The 16750-nt window shown below is 57.4% G+C and carries 15 protein-coding genes; 6 read left to right on the forward strand and 9 right to left on the reverse strand.

The window, feature by feature from the left end; genetic code table 11:
- Positions 1 to 35: 35 nt before the first annotated feature.
- The 6 genes from ftsH to AC2FNR_RS08260 all read left to right on the forward strand — a co-directional run bounded on the left by ftsH (position 36) and on the right by AC2FNR_RS08260 (position 6736).
- On the forward strand, positions 36 to 1952 hold the full coding sequence (ftsH, locus tag AC2FNR_RS08235) for an ATP-dependent zinc metalloprotease FtsH (protein WP_170354920.1): 1917 nt from the start codon (positions 36 to 38) through the stop codon (positions 1950 to 1952).
- 92 nt (positions 1953 to 2044) lie between these two features.
- Complete coding sequence (locus AC2FNR_RS08240; protein WP_496848682.1) at positions 2045 to 2620, forward strand: MOSC domain-containing protein; 576 nt, start codon at positions 2045 to 2047, stop codon at positions 2618 to 2620.
- 186 nt (positions 2621 to 2806) lie between these two features.
- A complete protein-coding gene (locus AC2FNR_RS08245) occupies positions 2807 to 4483 on the forward strand; it encodes a formate--tetrahydrofolate ligase (RefSeq protein WP_496848684.1) in 1677 nt (558 codons plus the stop codon).
- A 58-nt stretch (positions 4484 to 4541) separates the two neighbouring features.
- Positions 4542 to 4847: a chorismate mutase gene (locus AC2FNR_RS08250; protein ID WP_170354923.1), complete on the forward strand. Its 306-nt coding sequence runs from the start codon at positions 4542 to 4544 to the stop codon at positions 4845 to 4847.
- 48 nt (positions 4848 to 4895) lie between these two features.
- Positions 4896 to 5786, forward strand: a complete 891-nt coding sequence (gene folD, locus AC2FNR_RS08255) for a bifunctional methylenetetrahydrofolate dehydrogenase/methenyltetrahydrofolate cyclohydrolase FolD (protein WP_496848686.1) — start codon at positions 4896 to 4898, stop codon at positions 5784 to 5786.
- Positions 5787 to 5989: 203 nt separating this feature from the next.
- Positions 5990 to 6736 (forward strand): LytTR family DNA-binding domain-containing protein, encoded by a 747-nt coding sequence (locus AC2FNR_RS08260; protein WP_480494299.1) that lies wholly within the window; start codon positions 5990 to 5992, stop codon positions 6734 to 6736.
- A 5-nt stretch (positions 6737 to 6741) separates the two neighbouring features.
- Here AC2FNR_RS08260 and pdeM read toward each other — a convergent pair whose 3' ends face one another.
- From pdeM to AC2FNR_RS08305, 9 genes are all read right to left on the reverse strand, one after another.
- Positions 6742 to 7404: a ligase-associated DNA damage response endonuclease PdeM gene (gene pdeM / locus AC2FNR_RS08265; RefSeq protein WP_496848688.1), complete on the reverse strand. Its 663-nt coding sequence runs from the start codon at positions 7402 to 7404 to the stop codon at positions 6742 to 6744.
- Positions 7405 to 7422: 18 nt separating this feature from the next.
- Positions 7423 to 9846, reverse strand: coding sequence for a ligase-associated DNA damage response DEXH box helicase (locus tag AC2FNR_RS08270; protein WP_496848689.1), 2424 nt, complete (start codon positions 9844 to 9846; stop codon positions 7423 to 7425).
- A gap of 39 nt (positions 9847 to 9885) precedes the next feature.
- Complete coding sequence (locus AC2FNR_RS08275; RefSeq protein ID WP_170724506.1) at positions 9886 to 11193, reverse strand: DUF8689 domain-containing protein; 1308 nt, start codon at positions 11191 to 11193, stop codon at positions 9886 to 9888.
- A 115-nt stretch (positions 11194 to 11308) separates the two neighbouring features.
- Positions 11309 to 11854 (reverse strand): prepilin peptidase, encoded by a 546-nt coding sequence (locus AC2FNR_RS08280; protein WP_496848690.1) that lies wholly within the window; start codon positions 11852 to 11854, stop codon positions 11309 to 11311.
- Positions 11855 to 11858: 4 nt separating this feature from the next.
- Complete coding sequence (locus AC2FNR_RS08285; RefSeq protein ID WP_170753748.1) at positions 11859 to 12710, reverse strand: tetratricopeptide repeat protein; 852 nt, start codon at positions 12708 to 12710, stop codon at positions 11859 to 11861.
- A gap of 12 nt (positions 12711 to 12722) precedes the next feature.
- Positions 12723 to 13277: a tetratricopeptide repeat protein gene (locus AC2FNR_RS08290; RefSeq protein WP_496848691.1), complete on the reverse strand. Its 555-nt coding sequence runs from the start codon at positions 13275 to 13277 to the stop codon at positions 12723 to 12725.
- A 49-nt stretch (positions 13278 to 13326) separates the two neighbouring features.
- On the reverse strand, positions 13327 to 14316 hold the full coding sequence (locus AC2FNR_RS08295) for a type II secretion system F family protein (RefSeq protein WP_496848693.1): 990 nt from the start codon (positions 14314 to 14316) through the stop codon (positions 13327 to 13329).
- A gap of 10 nt (positions 14317 to 14326) precedes the next feature.
- Complete coding sequence (locus tag AC2FNR_RS08300) at positions 14327 to 15295, reverse strand: type II secretion system F family protein (RefSeq protein WP_170354932.1); 969 nt, start codon at positions 15293 to 15295, stop codon at positions 14327 to 14329.
- 12 nt (positions 15296 to 15307) lie between these two features.
- On the reverse strand, positions 15308 to 16747 hold the full coding sequence (locus tag AC2FNR_RS08305) for a TadA family conjugal transfer-associated ATPase (protein WP_480866178.1): 1440 nt from the start codon (positions 16745 to 16747) through the stop codon (positions 15308 to 15310).
- Positions 16748 to 16750: the final 3 nt, after the last annotated feature.

Consider the following 16750-nt stretch of genomic DNA (forward strand, 5'->3'; position numbering starts at 1 on the left):
ACACGCATCCGCCGAAATCTTTTGGGAGATTTTCCTTGGGCAACGCTCGTAACATCGCCTTCTGGGTCGTTCTGTTTTTGCTGATCCTTGCACTGTTCAATTTGTTCAGCGGACCGGGTGGAACGCTTCAGAGCAATGAAAGAACCTATTCCGATTTCGTGGCCGCCGCGCAGAGCGGTGAAGTCAAAAACGTTACGCTGGATGGTGAACAGATTCGCTATACCACGCAAAGCGGCGCAAATTATGTGACCATCAAGCCAGCTGACGCCGAAGTCACAAAACTGCTGATCGATGAAAACATCCCTGTGCAGGCGGTCAAACAGCAGCAGTCGGGTTTCCAGTCCTTCCTGATTACTCTGCTGCCGTTCCTGCTGTTGATCGGCGTCTGGGTCTACTTCATGAACCGGATGCAGGGCGGCGGCAAAGGCGGCGCGATGGGCTTTGGCAAGTCCAAGGCTAAGATGCTGACCGAAAAACATGGCCGCGTGACCTTTGACGACGTGGCCGGTATCGACGAGGCCAAGGAAGAGCTGGAAGAGATCGTAGAATTCCTGCGCAACCCGCAGAAGTTCAGCCGTCTGGGCGGCAAGATCCCAAAAGGCGCGCTGCTAGTTGGCCCTCCGGGTACTGGTAAGACACTGTTGGCCCGTGCGATTGCAGGTGAGGCAGGCGTGCCCTTCTTCACCATCTCAGGCTCGGACTTTGTCGAGATGTTCGTGGGTGTTGGTGCGTCCCGTGTGCGCGACATGTTCGAACAGGCCAAGAAAAACGCACCTTGTATCGTGTTTATCGACGAGATTGACGCCGTGGGCCGCCATCGTGGTGCCGGTTATGGCGGCGGCAATGACGAGCGCGAACAAACGCTCAACCAGTTGCTGGTCGAGATGGACGGGTTCGAGGCCAACGAAGGTGTTATCATTCTGGCGGCTACCAACCGTAAGGACGTGTTGGACCCCGCGCTGCTGCGTCCGGGCCGGTTTGACCGCAACGTGACCGTCGGCAACCCGGACATTAAAGGCCGGGAGAAGATCTTGGGCGTGCATGCGCGCAAGACGCCTCTGGGCCCCGATGTCGATCTGCGCATCATCGCGCGGGGGACACCGGGTTTCTCGGGTGCCGATCTGGCGAACCTAGTGAATGAGGCCGCTCTGATGGCCGCGCGTGTAGGCCGTCGCTTTGTCACCATGGAAGACTTCGAGAACGCTAAAGACAAGGTGATGATGGGGGCCGAGCGCCGCAGCATGGTGCTGACGCAGGACCAGAAGGAAAAGACCGCGTATCACGAGTCCGGCCACGCTGTGGTTGGTTTGGAACTGCCGCTTTGCGATCCGGTCTATAAGGCGACGATCATTCCGCGCGGTGGTGCGCTGGGTATGGTTGTGTCGCTGCCGGAAATGGATCGCCTGAACTATCACCGCGATGAGTGCGAGCAAAAGCTGGCCATGACCATGGCCGGTAAAGCCGCCGAGGTCATCAAGTATGGTGAAGATCACGTCTCGAACGGCCCTGCCGGCGACATCATGCAGGCCAGTCAATTGGCGCGCGCGATGGTGATGCGCTGGGGCATGTCGGACAAGGTTGGCAATATCGACTATGCCGAAGCGCATGAGGGCTATCAGGGCAACACCGCAGGTTTCTCGGTCTCGGCCCATACCAAAGAGCTGATCGAGGAAGAGGTAAAGCGCCTGATCCAGCAAGGGTATGAGCGCGCTCACCAAATCCTGACCGACAAGAACGAGGAATGGGAGCGTCTGGCCCAAGGTCTGCTGGAGTATGAGACCCTGACCGGCGATGAGATCAAGCGCGTCATGAACGGTGACAAACCAACCGAAGATGATGACGAAAGTGACAAGCCGGACGAAGGCAGCGCACCCAGCGTGACGGCTATCCCAAAGACCAAGGTCAAAAAATCTCCACCCGATGGCGGGATGGAGCCGGAACCGACGGCATAATTCAAAAACCCGGGCTAAGACCCGGGTTTTTCTTTTCTTTCCCGGGTGCCTGCATTCTAGTAGCGGCTGGAACAGAGCGAAGGAGAGAGACGATGCCGGTCTTGCGCAAAACGGAATTCACGGCCGAAGTTGTCTGGCTTGGTCAGGTGCCGACTGGGGCCTCCATCAGGGCCGAGGCCGCGGCCTCATTGTCTCTTGGGTTCGCGGGGGTTGCAGGAGAGCGACACGAGGGGGAAAACCGCGCGTCCTGTGTGCGAATGACAAACATCTATCCGAAGGGCACGGAAATCCGAAATGTACGGCAGCTCTCGGTGTTGTCCCAAGAGGAAATGCAGGAAACTGCGGCCGAGATGGGGTTGGACACGCTCGATCCGTCCTATCTTGGGGTCAGTATCCTGTTGAAGGGTATCCCCGACTTCACCCATGTGCCTCCGTCATCGCGCCTGCAAGGGCCTGATGGAGTAACGATCACGATCGACATGGAGAACCGCCCCTGTGTGATACCGGGACGCGAGGTCGAAGCCGATCTGCCCGGTCACGGTGCCGCTTTCAAGCCTGCCGCGCAGGGACGGCGCGGTGTGACGGCTTGGGTCGAACGCCCCGGAGTTCTGAGCTTGGGTGATTCCCTGACGTTGTTTGTTCCCGATCAGCGCGCTTGGGCACCTTAAGACACAGGCTTTCCGATGCGAAACGATCAAAGTTACGTGACGCCACCCTGTAAGTGACGCTACGCCGTTTCAAGACATGATTATGTCGGAATCCACATCTGTCGCCACGGTACACGACGGTATGGGTTGACCAGCGCCGACGCCCTGCGTCGGTTTTGCACGGCATTCAATCAGGGACCCTGCCCAATGAGCTATAAATCCGACATCGAAATCGCCCGCGAAGCGAATAAGAAGCCGATTCAGGAAATCGGTGCCAAGATCGGCATCGAATCCGCCGATCTGCTGCCCTATGGCCACGACAAGGCGAAGGTCAGCCAGGACTTCATCAACTCGGTTCAAGACCGCGAAGACGGCAAGCTGATCCTTGTCACCGCGATCAACCCGACCCCTGCGGGTGAAGGCAAGACCACCACCACCGTTGGTCTGGGCGACGGTCTGAACCGCATTGGCAAGAACGCGATGATCTGTATCCGCGAAGCCTCGCTAGGCCCGAACTTCGGCATGAAGGGCGGCGCTGCAGGCGGCGGTTACGCACAGGTTGTTCCGATGGAAGAGATGAACCTGCACTTCACTGGTGACTTCCATGCCATCACCTCGGCCCACTCGCTGCTGTCGGCGATGATCGACAACCACATCTATTGGGGTAACGAGTGCGACATCGACATTCGCCGCGTTGCATGGCGTCGTGTGGTCGACATGAACGACCGCGCGCTGCGTCAGATCACCGCCTCGCTGGGCGGCGTGTCGAACGGTTTCCCGCGTGAGGCTGGCTTTGACATCACCGTTGCGTCCGAAGTTATGGCGATCCTGTGCCTGGCCAACGACCTGAAAGATCTGGAAAAGCGTCTGGGCGACATCATCGTTGCTTACCGCCGCGACAAGACCCCGGTTTACTGCCGCGACATCAAAGCCGAAGGCGCAATGACCGTTCTGCTGAAAGACGCGATGCAGCCGAACCTGGTGCAAACACTGGAAAACAACCCGGCCTTCGTCCATGGCGGCCCCTTCGCGAACATCGCGCACGGCTGTAACTCGGTCATCGCGACCAAGACCGCGCTGAAAGTGGCTGACTATGTCGTCACCGAAGCAGGTTTTGGGGCCGACCTGGGTGCCGAGAAGTTCATGAACATCAAGTGCCGCAAGGCGGGAATTGCCCCGTCTGCAGTGGTGCTGGTTGCCACCGTACGCGCGATGAAGATGAACGGCGGCGTCGCCAAGGCTGACTTGGGCGCAGAAAACGTCGAAGCGGTTCAGTCCGGCTGCGCTAACCTGGGTCGCCACATCGAGAACGTGAAATCCTTCGGTGTGCCTGTTGTTGTCGCCATCAACCATTTTGTCACCGACACTGATGCCGAAGTTGATGCGGTCAAGAAGTATTGCGCCGATCACGGAGTCGAAGCGGTTCTGTCACGTCACTGGGAACTGGGCTCGGAAGGCTCGGCACCGCTGGCCGAAAAAGTCGTGGAAATCGTTGAAGGTGGCACTGCTAACTTCGCGCCGATCTACCCCGATGACATGCCGCTGTTCGAGAAGGTTGAAACCATCGCCAAGCGCATCTACCGCGCCGATGAGGTTCTGGCCGACAACAAAATCCGTAACCAACTGCGCGAGTGGGAAGACGCGGGCTATGGCAACCTGCCGGTCTGCATGGCGAAAACCCAGTACTCGTTCTCGACCGATCCGACCCTGCGCGGTGCGCCCACCGGCCACTCGGTCCCGGTGCGTGAAGTCCGCCTGTCCGCTGGTGCCGGCTTCATCGTGGTTGTCTGTGGTGAGATCATGACCATGCCCGGTCTGCCCCGCAAACCGGCCGCGGAAACCATCTGCCTTAACGACGCAGGCGAGATCGAGGGCTTGTTCTAAGCCCCCAAATAAGACATCTCGTGGTCCGGGGATATCCCCGGGCCATGAGGAGACGAACATGCCCACTCTGACACCTCCGCAGGACTGTCATTCAATGCAGGAACTGCGGGTTCAGATCGACAAGCTGGACCGCCAACTGATCGAGATGTTGGTGATGCGTGCGGGATATATCGACCGCGCCTCGCAGTTGAAACCTGCCGAGGGGCTGCCCGCCCGCATCCCAGACCGTGTCGAGGAAGTGGTGCAGCGCGTGCGCGCAAGTTCGGACGATCTGGGTATGGACCCGGACCTGGCCGAACGGCTGTGGCGCATATTGATTGATTGGTCGATCGCACGCGAGGAACGTGTGCTCGGCGCCGACTGATCGGGCGTTTCAGGCGCCTGATCCGTTTTTGATAGAAGGGATGACAGGATGGTAGCCGAGGTTATCGACGGTAAAGCTTTTGCGGCGAAAGTGCGCGCGCAGGTGGCGGATCAGGTTGCGAAGCTGAAAGAGCAAAGTGGTATCACGCCCGGTCTGGCCGTAGTTCTGGTTGGTGAAGACCCGGCCAGCCAGGTCTATGTGCGCTCGAAAGGCAAACAGACCGTCGAGGTCGGCATGAACTCGTACGAGCATAAGCTGGATGTCGAGACCTCGGAAGAAGATCTGCTGGCGCTGATCGACAAGCTGAACAACGACCCGGCCGTACACGGTATTCTGGTCCAGCTGCCGCTGCCCAAGCACCTGAATGAAGACCTTGTGATCAACTCGATCGACCCGGCCAAGGATGTGGACGGCTTCCATATCTCGAACGTAGGTCTGCTAGGCACCGGTCAAAAATCGATGGTGCCCTGCACCCCGCTGGGCTGCCTGATGATGCTGCGTGACTACCACGGGTCGCTGTCGGGGATGGGCGCGGTGGTTATTGGCCGTTCGAATATCGTGGGCAAGCCGATGGCGCAGCTGCTGCTGGGTGACAGCTGTACCGTGACCATCGCGCATTCGCGCACCAAGGACTTGCCAGACGTTGTGCGCCGGGCCGACATCGTCGTCGCCGCCGTTGGCCGCCCTGAAATGGTGCCGGGCGACTGGATCAAAGAAGGCGCAACCGTAATCGACGTAGGCATCAACCGGATTGAGCGTGACGGTAAGAACAAGCTGGTCGGTGACGTGGATTATGCCAGTGCGGCCGAGCGTGCAGGCGCAATCACCCCGGTTCCGGGTGGTGTCGGTCCGATGACCATCGCCTGCCTGCTGGCCAACACCCTGACCGCCTGCTGCCGTGCAAACAGCCTGCCGGAACCTGAAGGGCTGACCGTCTAGCGCGTACGATCCGCGCAATCCAAAGAATACGACGGGCCGGGAGTGGAAACACTTACCGGCCCGATTGTTTCACGGAACAATCAACGAAACTTAATCTGGCAGGGTTTGAATATGGCGAGAACGATGATAAACCTATGATCTCAGCGAGTTAGGCGCTTGAGTGTCATGCTCGACTGGAAACAGGAGAGAGTATCTGAGCTGTCATGCCGAATAAACTAAGCTCATTGGTTGCCGAGTTTACGATGCGCCGGGTGGTTGCCGGTGCGATTTTCCTGCCCTTAATGGCCATTGCATTTCAACCGTTCCAGAATATGGATCTGAGCTTTTCCTTGCGCCTGATATTTTGGACCGGGGTCACAGCCTTGGCTTTGGGGGTGACATGGGCGGCGCGACAACTGCTGAAGAAATGGTTCGCTGAAACCTCTTTCACGGGGTGGGATCTTGCTTTTACGTTTGTTGCTTTTGCGCTGTTCGTTCCTTCGCTGTGGTTGATGACCTTGCTTGTCTTCTCGGCTGGTGGGCAGCAGGCACCAGACGTTCTGTCAGTGGTTTCTTACGGAGCTTTGTTTACGACCGGGTTGTTGATCATCCGGCGGGCTCCGGTTCAGTCTCCTACGGATCATGACATCAACCGCTTTGCGCCACGACTTTACAGACGATTGCCGCAAGAGTTCACGGGGCAGGTTCTGCGTTTGGCAGTCCGGGATCATTCCGTTGACGTCGTCACCACCGAGGGACTTTTCACCATCCGATCAAGGTTTACCGATGCCATTGCCGAGATGGAGCCCGAGCGTGGGCATTGCACCCACCGCTCGCACTGGGTGGTCGACGCTGCTGTGACCGGGATTGAAAAGAGTCACGGAAAAACTTTTCTACGCCTGACAAATGGCGAACTGGTCCCAGTCAGTCGCAAGTACAAACCCATACTTGAAAAAGACGGCGTGATCTAAACGCCTCAGCGAGGCATCGGGATCATCTGCGGGGATTGGCCCGTTAGAATCGCCATAGCGCGGTCGCTCATTAGTCCTTTTAGCGCTTCGTCAGAGCTGTATAGACCGCCGGTGTATGTACCATACGCGGGCAACAGTAGGCGCGTTTCGTCGACCAGAAACGCAGCACGCGTGATTGTTCGTCCGCGCAGCCGGAACCGTGCCTTGGGGTGGTAGTGACCGGAAACCTCTGCTTGACCGTCCGGTAGGGCTATGTGTCGGAACACAAGCGATCGCAGCTTGTGCTCAGCCAGATGGCTGCCACCCAATTCGACCGGGCCGGGGTCGTGGTTGCCTTCGATCCAAATCCAGGTCCGACCGGCTTGCAACGCCGCGATTTGCAGCTTTTCCCGATTTCCAAGGGCCGAGGCCGCATCTAGGTCGTCAAAGCTGTCACCAAGGCAAATCACTGTGGTTGCTTTGGTGTATTCCACATCGTTTGCTAACCGTACCAGCGTGTCCAGCGTGTCGTAGGGCGGTAGTGAAGCGCCTCCTCGCCGTGCGATGCGTTCTGCCTTTCCCAGATGCAAATCCGAAACGCATAGAAGGCTTTCTTCCGGCCACCACAAAGCCCCGGTTCCAAGTGCGCGCAGGTCATGACCGGCGAAGGAAAACGACAATTCGTTCATGGTACGTTCTTTGCTTGTTTACGCGCCCGAGGCAAGTGATTCCAAGCCCGCCTCTTGCAGCAAACGCGCGCTCTCTTCGGCCAGCAGGCGCTCTTCGGCTGATCCTTTGACTGGGACCTTTCCAACCTCAAGAAACAGCGGTGCCGCAAGGGGTGACACCCGGTTCAGCCGTTTCAAGTCGATCTGGTCGCCGATTCGCGCAATCATGGCTTCGATCCGCCCGAAGTCGACCAGGCCTCGCATGGCTTCTTCACGGGTAATTTGCATCAGCAGGTGATCGGGGTCGTATTTCAGCAATGTGTCGTACAAAATATCCGAAGAAAACGTTGCCTGACGACCGCTTTTGCGTTGTCCGCCCGTGTTGCGTTCGATTAGCCCTGCAATAGTGGCTGAGGCCCGGAAGGTTCGCTTCATAACGGCGTTCCCGGCCAACCAAGTTTCAAGCCCATTGCGCAGTGCCTCTAGTTGAAACAGTGGGCGGGGGTCCGTTACGGCATCCAACCCCCAAATCAACGTTGCGTAGTCGGTCGCGACGAAGCCCAAGGGGGCAAGGCCGGTTTCTTCCATCCGTTTTGTCAGCAACAAGCCCAGTGTTTGCTGCGCGTTGCGACCCGCAAAACCGTAGACGCAGAGGTGTTCGCGCCCATTATCGGGAAAGCTTTCGATTAGCAGCCTGTCGCGGTTGGGCAGGCGCGAGACCTGCCGCTGGAGCGTCAGCCACTCGGCCGTATGCGCGGGCAGTTGCGGCCAGTCAGGTTGCGCGAACATGCGCAGAATACGATCGCTCAACTGGGTTGAGGTGGCAAATTTGGTGCCCGAGAAGGTGGCGATCTTGGGCTTTTTGTCCGCGCGGCGGCTGACCTCGACCGTCATCTCGCGCAGCCCCTCATAGCGCACGATCTGACCGCCGATCAGGAAGGTATCGCCGGGGGTCAGCGAGGCGGCAAAGGCCTCTTCGACCTCGCCCAGTGGCCTGCCGCCCCGACTGCGTTTCAGGCGCACTTTCAGCGTATCGGTGTCCTGAATGGTGCCAAGGTTCATGCGGATACGCTGCGCGGCACGGGGATCACGCAGTTGCCATAGACCGTCAGGGCGCTGTTGCAGCCGCTGCCAGCGGTCATAGGCGCGCAGGGCGTAGCCGCCGGTGGCGCAAAACTCCAGACAATCATCGAACTGCATGCGGCTGAGATCGGCAAAAGGCCCGGCGGTTGTCATTTCGGAATAGAGCGTATCCGCATCAAACGGCCCCGCCGCCGCCGCGATCAGGATATGTTGGCACAGCACGTCACGGGGGCCTGCGCCGCGTGGCTCTCCGTCCAGATCATGCGCGCGGGCGGCCTCAAGCGCTGCGACGCATTCTACCACCTCGAACCGGTTGGCCGGCACCAGTAGGGCCTTGGAGGGCGCGTTGTATCGGTGATTGGCCCGCCCGATCCGCTGGACCAGCCGTTTGACGTTCTTCGGCGCACCGATCTGGATCACAAGGTCCACGTCGCCCCAATCGATGCCCAGATCAAGGCTGCCGGTGCAGACGATGGCGCGCAGATCGCCGCGTACCATGGCGGCCTCGACCCGCTCGCGCTGTTGCCGGTCAAGGCTGCCGTGATGGATACCGATGGGCAACGCATCGTCATTGGCCAGCCAGAGATTGTGAAAGAATATCTCGGCTTGCGCGCGGGTGTTGTGAAAGATCAGCGTGGTCTTGTGCTGTTTGATCTGCTCCAGCACAGCGGGGATGGCATAGGCGGCACCGCCCCCGGCCCAAGGCGGCAGCTCCTGCGTTTCCAGCATCCGAATGTCGGGGTCCGGACCTGGATCGGCCTGCACGATCTGGCAGGGGTCAGGGTGGCGTGCCAGAAAGCGCGCGATGGCCTGCGGGTCTTCGACCGTGGCCGACAGACCCACCCGGCGCAGATCAGGGCACAATGATTGCAAACGCGCAAGCGCCAGCATCAACTGATCACCGCGCTTGCTTTCGGCCAGCGCGTGAATTTCGTCGATGATCACCCGCTGCACCCCCGCAAACATGCGCGGCGCGTCCTCATACGAGGTCAGCAGAGCAAGACTTTCCGGCGTCGTCAGCAAGATATGCGGCGGGTCCACGCGCTGACGTTTCTTCTGCGTAGCCGAGGTGTCGCCAGTGCGGTCCTCGATCCGGATGGGCAGGCCCATTTCGTCAGCAGGGCCGCGCAGGTTGCGGCGGATATCGGCGGCCAGCGCTTTTAGGGGCGAGACATAGATCGTGTGCAGACCGCTATGCGCGCCATCGGCCAACTGCGCCAGAGTCGGCAGAAATCCGGCCATGGTCTTACCCCCACCCGTCGGCGCAATCAGCAGCGTTGCCGAATCGGCAGCCCGGTCGAACATCTGTTGCTGATGAGGGTGGATCGACCAACCTTTGGCGGTGAACCAGTCGGTGATCCGGGTGGGAATCTGCGTCATGGGCGCAGACTACCTGCCCGGCATCGAAATGACAGTGGCTTAGTGAACGATCTTTTCTTCGCGCACGAACATGTTGGCCCAGGCGCGGTCGATCAGGTCGGGGCTCATCTGGTAGGGGATGCCTTCGAATTCGCAGATCGAGATCATCTGGTCGATCAGGAAGATCGGCTGATAGTTCGCATAGATATTGTTAATGGTCGGATACTTGACCTTCAGCAGATGCACCAGCGCGGCCTCATCCAGCGGCATCCCGCGTTTGCGGGCGACCATTGCAAAGATTTTCAGGAAGTTTTCCTGGTTCGGCCCGTCGATCTTGATCTTGAAGAAAATCCGACGCAGGGCCGCTTGGTCGAAGATTTCATTCGGGTGGAAGTTGGTCGAGAAGATGACCAGCGTGTCAAAAGGCACCTCGAATTTCTCACCTGACTGCAAACCGAGGATATCCTTGCTTTCTTCCAGCGGAACGATCCAGCGGTTGATCAGTGCCTGCGGAGGCTCGGCCTGACGTCCAAGGTCGTCCACGATAAAGATGCCGCCCGTCGATTTAAGCTGCAGTGGCGCCTGATAGGTCCGCGCAGTGGGGTTGTAGACCAAGTCCAGCATGCTGAGCGACAGTTCACCACCGGTCACAACGGTGGGGCGCTCGCATTGTACATAGCGTGAATCGAACCGTTTGCGGCGGCGTAGGCTGTTGGGGTCGTCGGCCTCTTGCTCGATGGCTGTGTGAACGATCGGATCATAAACGGTGATCACCTGACCGGCATATTCAATTGCGCGCGGGACATAGACATTGTCGCCAAGCGCGTCACGAATACCGTTTGAGATGGACGACTTACCGTTGCCCGGAGGACCATACATCAGGATCGAACGGCCTGCGCTTACTGCAGGTCCAAGGTGATCCAAAAGACTGTCGGGCAGAACCAGATGCCCCATTGCCCCGGTTAGCTGGTCGCGGGTGACCTGAATGTTTCGGATGGATTGGCGTTTGACCTGTTCGCGGTAGACATCCAGTGGAACCGGCATGGCACCAAAATATTCCGACTGGCTGAGCGCGTCCAGTGCACGAGCTTTACCTGCATCTGTCAGCTGATAGCCCATCTCGTTGCCGCTGTTGGCGTTCAGGGTACCTGTCGCCTCGATCAGTTTCTGTTCGCGCGAGATATCGATCAGTTCTTGAGTCACCGAGCCCGGCAGGCAGATCGCTTCCGCCACTTCCGAGACCGTATCAACGTTCTTGCGAAAAATGGTTTTCAACAAAATGTCCCGCATCATCACGATGGGCAATTGCATTTCGCCCAAGCCTTTGGGGGCAGGGGGGGCCATTACCGAGGTCGTCTGCATATTCATGAGGGGTGCTCATCCATCCAGTATTCGCGCCATTGGCCCACTCGGGCCGCTTGCGAAAAATCTGGTCCCGCTTTGTGGCATCACCAAGGCGGGGACAAGGCGGAGTAATGATAGTTTACGAGCCGTAAACAGTCCCAAGGATCAGGTAGATGGCGAGGCTGCCGCCAAGTGCAAATCCCATGGGAAACTGTTTGTCGCGGGACCAACTTTCCCAATTAGGTGCGATAGCGCGCAAAGCAGTGTTTTTGGCCAGCCTGTGCGTTACAAACGCTGCGAGCGTTGTGGACATTAGAATGAACATCATCGTCACATAGTCGCCGCCCCAAACGAACGCGGAAGCAGCCGCAATAAATTTGGCGTCGCCCGCTCCCATGACCCCGGCGGCGTTGGCAAGAATGCCTATTACTAAAGCGACAAGAATGTGCAGCAACTGCCAAAGGTAGGGCGGAAGCGTTACCGCAAAGGGGCCGATCCAGCCTTCGGACCAATCGGTCGTCCATGGCGGGATGACGATCAGACCGACAAAGGCAAATACTCCGGCCAAGGCAATAACCGCGTGGTTCTTGATCAACATGTCGCGCATATCGGTGAACGCGACATAAAAGCAGATCGGCAGAACGAAAGGCAAAAACCACCCCGCCGCGGCTGCCGGAATTTGCATCAACTTAGGCTTCCTCGAGCGCGCGCAACGAGCGGACGGCTTCTTCGAAATGTTGCGGATGCGTGGCAATCGCTTCGCGGAACAGGTTCTTTGCAGTTGTTACATCGCCCTGTTTGACCGCGGAAATGCCCATAGTATTCAACAGCATGGCCCGTTCGGCCTGTGTCAGCGGCACGACCGGCATGCTGTAATTGCCTTGCGCCGCGCGGGCAAGAACGAGGTTGTTTTTGGCTGTGAACAGAGACTTGTCCTGTCGAATGGCTTCAGCGAACAAGCGCTCGGCTTCTTCGTATTGACCGCGTGTCAGTTTGGAATAGCCCCAGTTGTTCATCACGCCGCCAGGCCGCGTGGTCAGGCCAATCGCCGTTTCATAGAATTGATCCGCCCGTTTCCAGTCCTGGTTTGAGTCGGCGACAACAGCCTCCAACCGATACCTTTTGAAGGTCTCGAAAGTCGGCGGAACGGAATCCAGTACTTTTTTCGCCTCGGTCCAGTTTCCTGCGCGAACCAGTGCGTCGGCATATTCGACCCGATCAACACTGGCCGAGCCCTTCATGGTGGTCACTTTTTTCCAGGCGGCTGCTGCCTCGGTGGTGCGCTTTGCCCGCGCCAACGAAATCGCCAGCCCTCTTTGCAGGTCAATGCGACCGGGATTCTTGGCTGCAGCACCCTGAAAATAGGTGACGGCCTCATTAGGATCGGCTGCTGTTAGCAACACTTCGTTCAGGTTGGTTTCGTCGATAACGTTCACTTCCTGAAACGTCTTTTCGACCTTTTCTTCCTCGGTTTCTTTCGCGCAGGCGGACAGGATCAGCCCGCACGTCACCAATGACATAATCAAGAATTGTTGGCGCATTTTTTGCGTCCCTTACTGCTCTTGCCTGTTTTCCTGAAGCTTGCGAAGCTTGAATTGCCCGTCGCCTTGTTGCTCCAGCGTGTATTCTTGTTCTTCGACCTCAGTATTATCAGAATTTTCCATTTTTGCGAGTGCTAAGCGCAGATTGTCCCGAATTGCGTCACTTTCGCCATTGTCTAATGCAAAAGCCCGTCGAAACACCTGAGCCGCCTCTGGATACTCGCCTTTCTCCATCAGAATGACGCCCAGATTGTTCCATGCAACCGGCCAGTCGGGTTCCTCGGAAACGGCGCGACGCAGCAGAGTTTCGGCGGGCTTCAACTGGCGCAATCCCAGGTTGGCAGTACCCATGGCAGCCATGATTTCGGCGGTCATGCCCTGGTTCAGCGCGGCGCGGGCAAAGGAATCCAGTGCCAAGTCATACTCACCGGCCCGCAGCAGTCGGTTCCCGACCACCAAAGGATCCTGACCTTGGCCTTGTGGATCAATACCCGGAGCATCCAAATCACCAGGCAGGTTTTCTGTGCAAGAGGCCACCATGGCACATACCATGGCGGCCCCGATCACGTGGCGAATCCTTGGCCGGACACACCTGAGTGTTGAAATCATAAGGCTATCAGCCCCCTGGATTACCGCCTGCAAACTCTGCGATACCTTTTGCCGAAGGTCCAACCAGAATGACCAGCAACGGCGGCACCGTCAGCATCATTGTGGCAAGTGTCATTTTCGTTGGCAACTTGTTAGCAGCTTCTTCTGCACGCATCACGCGTTTGTCACGCATTTCGCCGGCATAAACACGTAGAGCTTCGGCAATCGAAGTACCGAATGTGGCCGATTGGATCATAACGGTCACAAATGAACTGACGTCCTGAACGCCGCAACGTGTTCCGAAATCCCGAAGAACAGTGTCCTTGTCCTTACCAGCTTTCATTTCGTGGGCTACAACCTCGAATTCCTGCGCAATGTCGGGATAGGAAGCCTTCATCTCAGCCGCGACGCGCACGATAGCCTGATCCAAAGACTGGCCCGCCTCAACACAGACAAGCATCAGGTCAAGCGTATCAGGAAAACCGGCGACAATGGCTTCTTCGCGTTCTGCTACACGGCGGGTGATCCAATACCGTGGAAGGAAGTATAAGGCGATGGCGGGGAAACCAATGCGGATCGCCATTTGTTGGCCGGTAAACTCGTTGTCTCCAGCCAAAACGGTCACCAACATCACGCCGATCGCGATACCGACCATCCCCAAAGCAAACTGGGCGAAGTGAAAGAACCGTACCGCGTCCTTAGAGTGATATCCCGCCTGCCGCAGTTTAAGCTGCATCGCTGACAGCTCTTCTTGGTTCTGCGGTTCCAGGAACGTAGAAAACTTTTCAAGCTGTTCGTTGCGGCCGGCATTGCGCAGGCGATCCTGCTTGCCCTTTTTCGTTTTCTTCGGAGCTGCCGTTGAACGCTGTAGCTTTTTCAACGGATCTTCTGGTTGGTTCATCATCAAAGGAACCGCGACCAGGATCATGATCAGGCCGAGGACACCGACGACAATAAGCGGACCGAACTGTCCAAGGTTTTCAGTCAGTAAGGTGTTGATTTGGGTCAAAAATTCCATGGCACTGCCCTCAGACCTTAATGTTTGTCAAAATGCGCATAACGATCAGGTTCAACGTCAGCATGATGCCGACAAAGAAGCAGGCCGGAATGAACCACGGATGGTCAATCACCTCGTCATAATAACCGGGGTCTTTCACAAGGATGAAGACAAGACAGAAGACAGGGAAACCTGACAGGAACTTGCCCGACCATTTGGCCTCGGCGGTGATGGCCTTGACCCTTCGGAACAGGCGGAAACGAGCGCGGATCACCTGTGCCAGACCGGCCAGAATTTCCGCCAGGTTACCACCGGATTGCTGTTGGATGCCGACCGCAACAGACAAGAAGCGAAGGTCCTGCATGTCCAGCCGCTGCGCCAGGTCTTTCAGCGCTTCGCCGACGTCACGGCCATAGGCGCACTCATCTGCGATGACGCCAAACTCGGTTGCCAGGGGATCTTGGACTTCATTTGCAACAATCTGGATCGAGGATACAAACGGATTGCCCACCCGCAAAGAACGAACCATCAGCTCTACTGCGTCGGGCAGTTGTTCCTCTAGCAAAGCCATCCTTTTCGAAGCTTTATGATTGACCCAAGCATAGACGCCACCGACACCGATAGCGATCGAGATGGCTATCCTCAGAAATGTTGCAGTGGCGGTGCCGATGCTGAGCCCGACAAAGGCGAAAGCAGAAACCAGCACCATTATCATGATCAATTGGCGCGGCGAGAACGCAATCGCAGCCTTCTGCGCCTTATCCGCGAGCAGTGAATAAAGCGGGATGGACTGCGTTTGCATGTGCTGCTGCATCTCTTTACGCAGCTGCTCAAGCACTTGTTCTCGGCCGACGCCTTTGTCCAACATGTCCAAACGCCGGTTTACGCGGCTGTTCAGACTGATGGATTTGCCGAATGCGACCAGATAAATACCTTCGACCAGAGCCAGAACGGCGACGAAGATCACGACATATATGAGAGCCTCAATAGGCAGTTGCATCTCAGGTTCTCCTTACATCGTAGTTGGTTCATAGATGGCGGCGGGCAGGTCAAAGCCCCACAACCGGAAGCGTTCGGAATAGTGGCTGCGTACGCCGGTGGCCGTGAAATGGCCTATAATCTTGTTGTCGGGTGTAAGTCCAACACGCTGAAATCTAAAGATTTCTTGCATTGAGATAACATCACCTTCCATGCCCGTGATCTCGGTGATCGAGGTCATTCGGCGTGAACCATCCTGCAAACGGCTGGCCTGTACAATCAGGTTCACAGCGCTTGAGATCTGGCTGCGGACCGCTTTGATCGGCATTTCGATACCTGCCATTGCGATCATGTTTTCCAAACGCGAAATGCCATCTCGGGCCGAGTTGGCGTGGATTGTCGTCATCGAACCATCGTGGCCAGTGTTCATGGCCTGCAACATGTCGATCACCTCGGCGCCACGCGTCTCACCCACGATGATGCGGTCGGGACGCATACGCAGGGCGTTCTTCAGACAGTCGCGCGGGCTGACTTCGCCCTTGCCTTCCACGTTTGGTGGGCGGCTTTCCATCCGGCCCACATGGGTTTGTTGCAACTGAAGTTCCGCCGTATCCTCGATGGTCAGGATGCGTTCGGCATCGTCGATAAAGCTGGACAGAGCGTTCAGCGTGGTCGTTTTACCAGAACCCGTACCACCCGAAACGATCACGTTCAGGCGTGTCGACACCGCAGCTTGCAAATAGGCGGCCATTTCTTCGGTGAACGCACCAAAATTGACCAGGTCGTCGATGCCCAGTTTGTCCTTTTTGAACTTACGAATGGACACCAACGAGCCATCAACCGCAATCGGCGGCACCATGGCGTTGAAACGCGACCCATCTGCCAAGCGGGCGTCAACATAAGGGTTGGATTCATCAACACGGCGACCCACAGCGGATACGATCTTGTCGATGATCCGCATCAGGTGCTTTTCGTCCTTGAAGGTGATGTCGCTGATTTCCAGCTTACCGGCACGCTCCACAAAAATCTGCTGCGGACCGTTCACCAAGATATCGTTGACCGTGTCGTCTTGCAGCAAGGTCTCAAGCGGGCCAAGACCGGTAACTTCGTCATAAAGCTCTTTGTTCAGTTGGAAACGATCGTCCCGATTCAGAACAATGTTCTTGGTCTCAAGGACTTCACTCGCAATGGCACTGATTTCTGAGCGAAGGTCGGATTCGTTGGCGTTTTCCAGTGCAGCAAGGTTCAGGTTTTCAAGTAGTTCACGGTGCAACTCGATCTTGATCTCGCTCAACCGCTCTTTGCGCTTGCGCTCGCGATCGGATGCTGTCGGCTCAGCGGCCTTTTTTGCCACAGGCTTGCGGATCATCGCGTTTGCTGTGGGTGCCTGTGGGGCTGCAGAGGTGGGCGTTGTCGCCTTGACCTCGGCCTGAACAGGCTGCGCTTCGGGCTGTTTTTTGTATCTTGAAAACATGGC

The sequence above is a fragment of the Ruegeria sp. SATB045 genome, assembly GCF_059613525.1.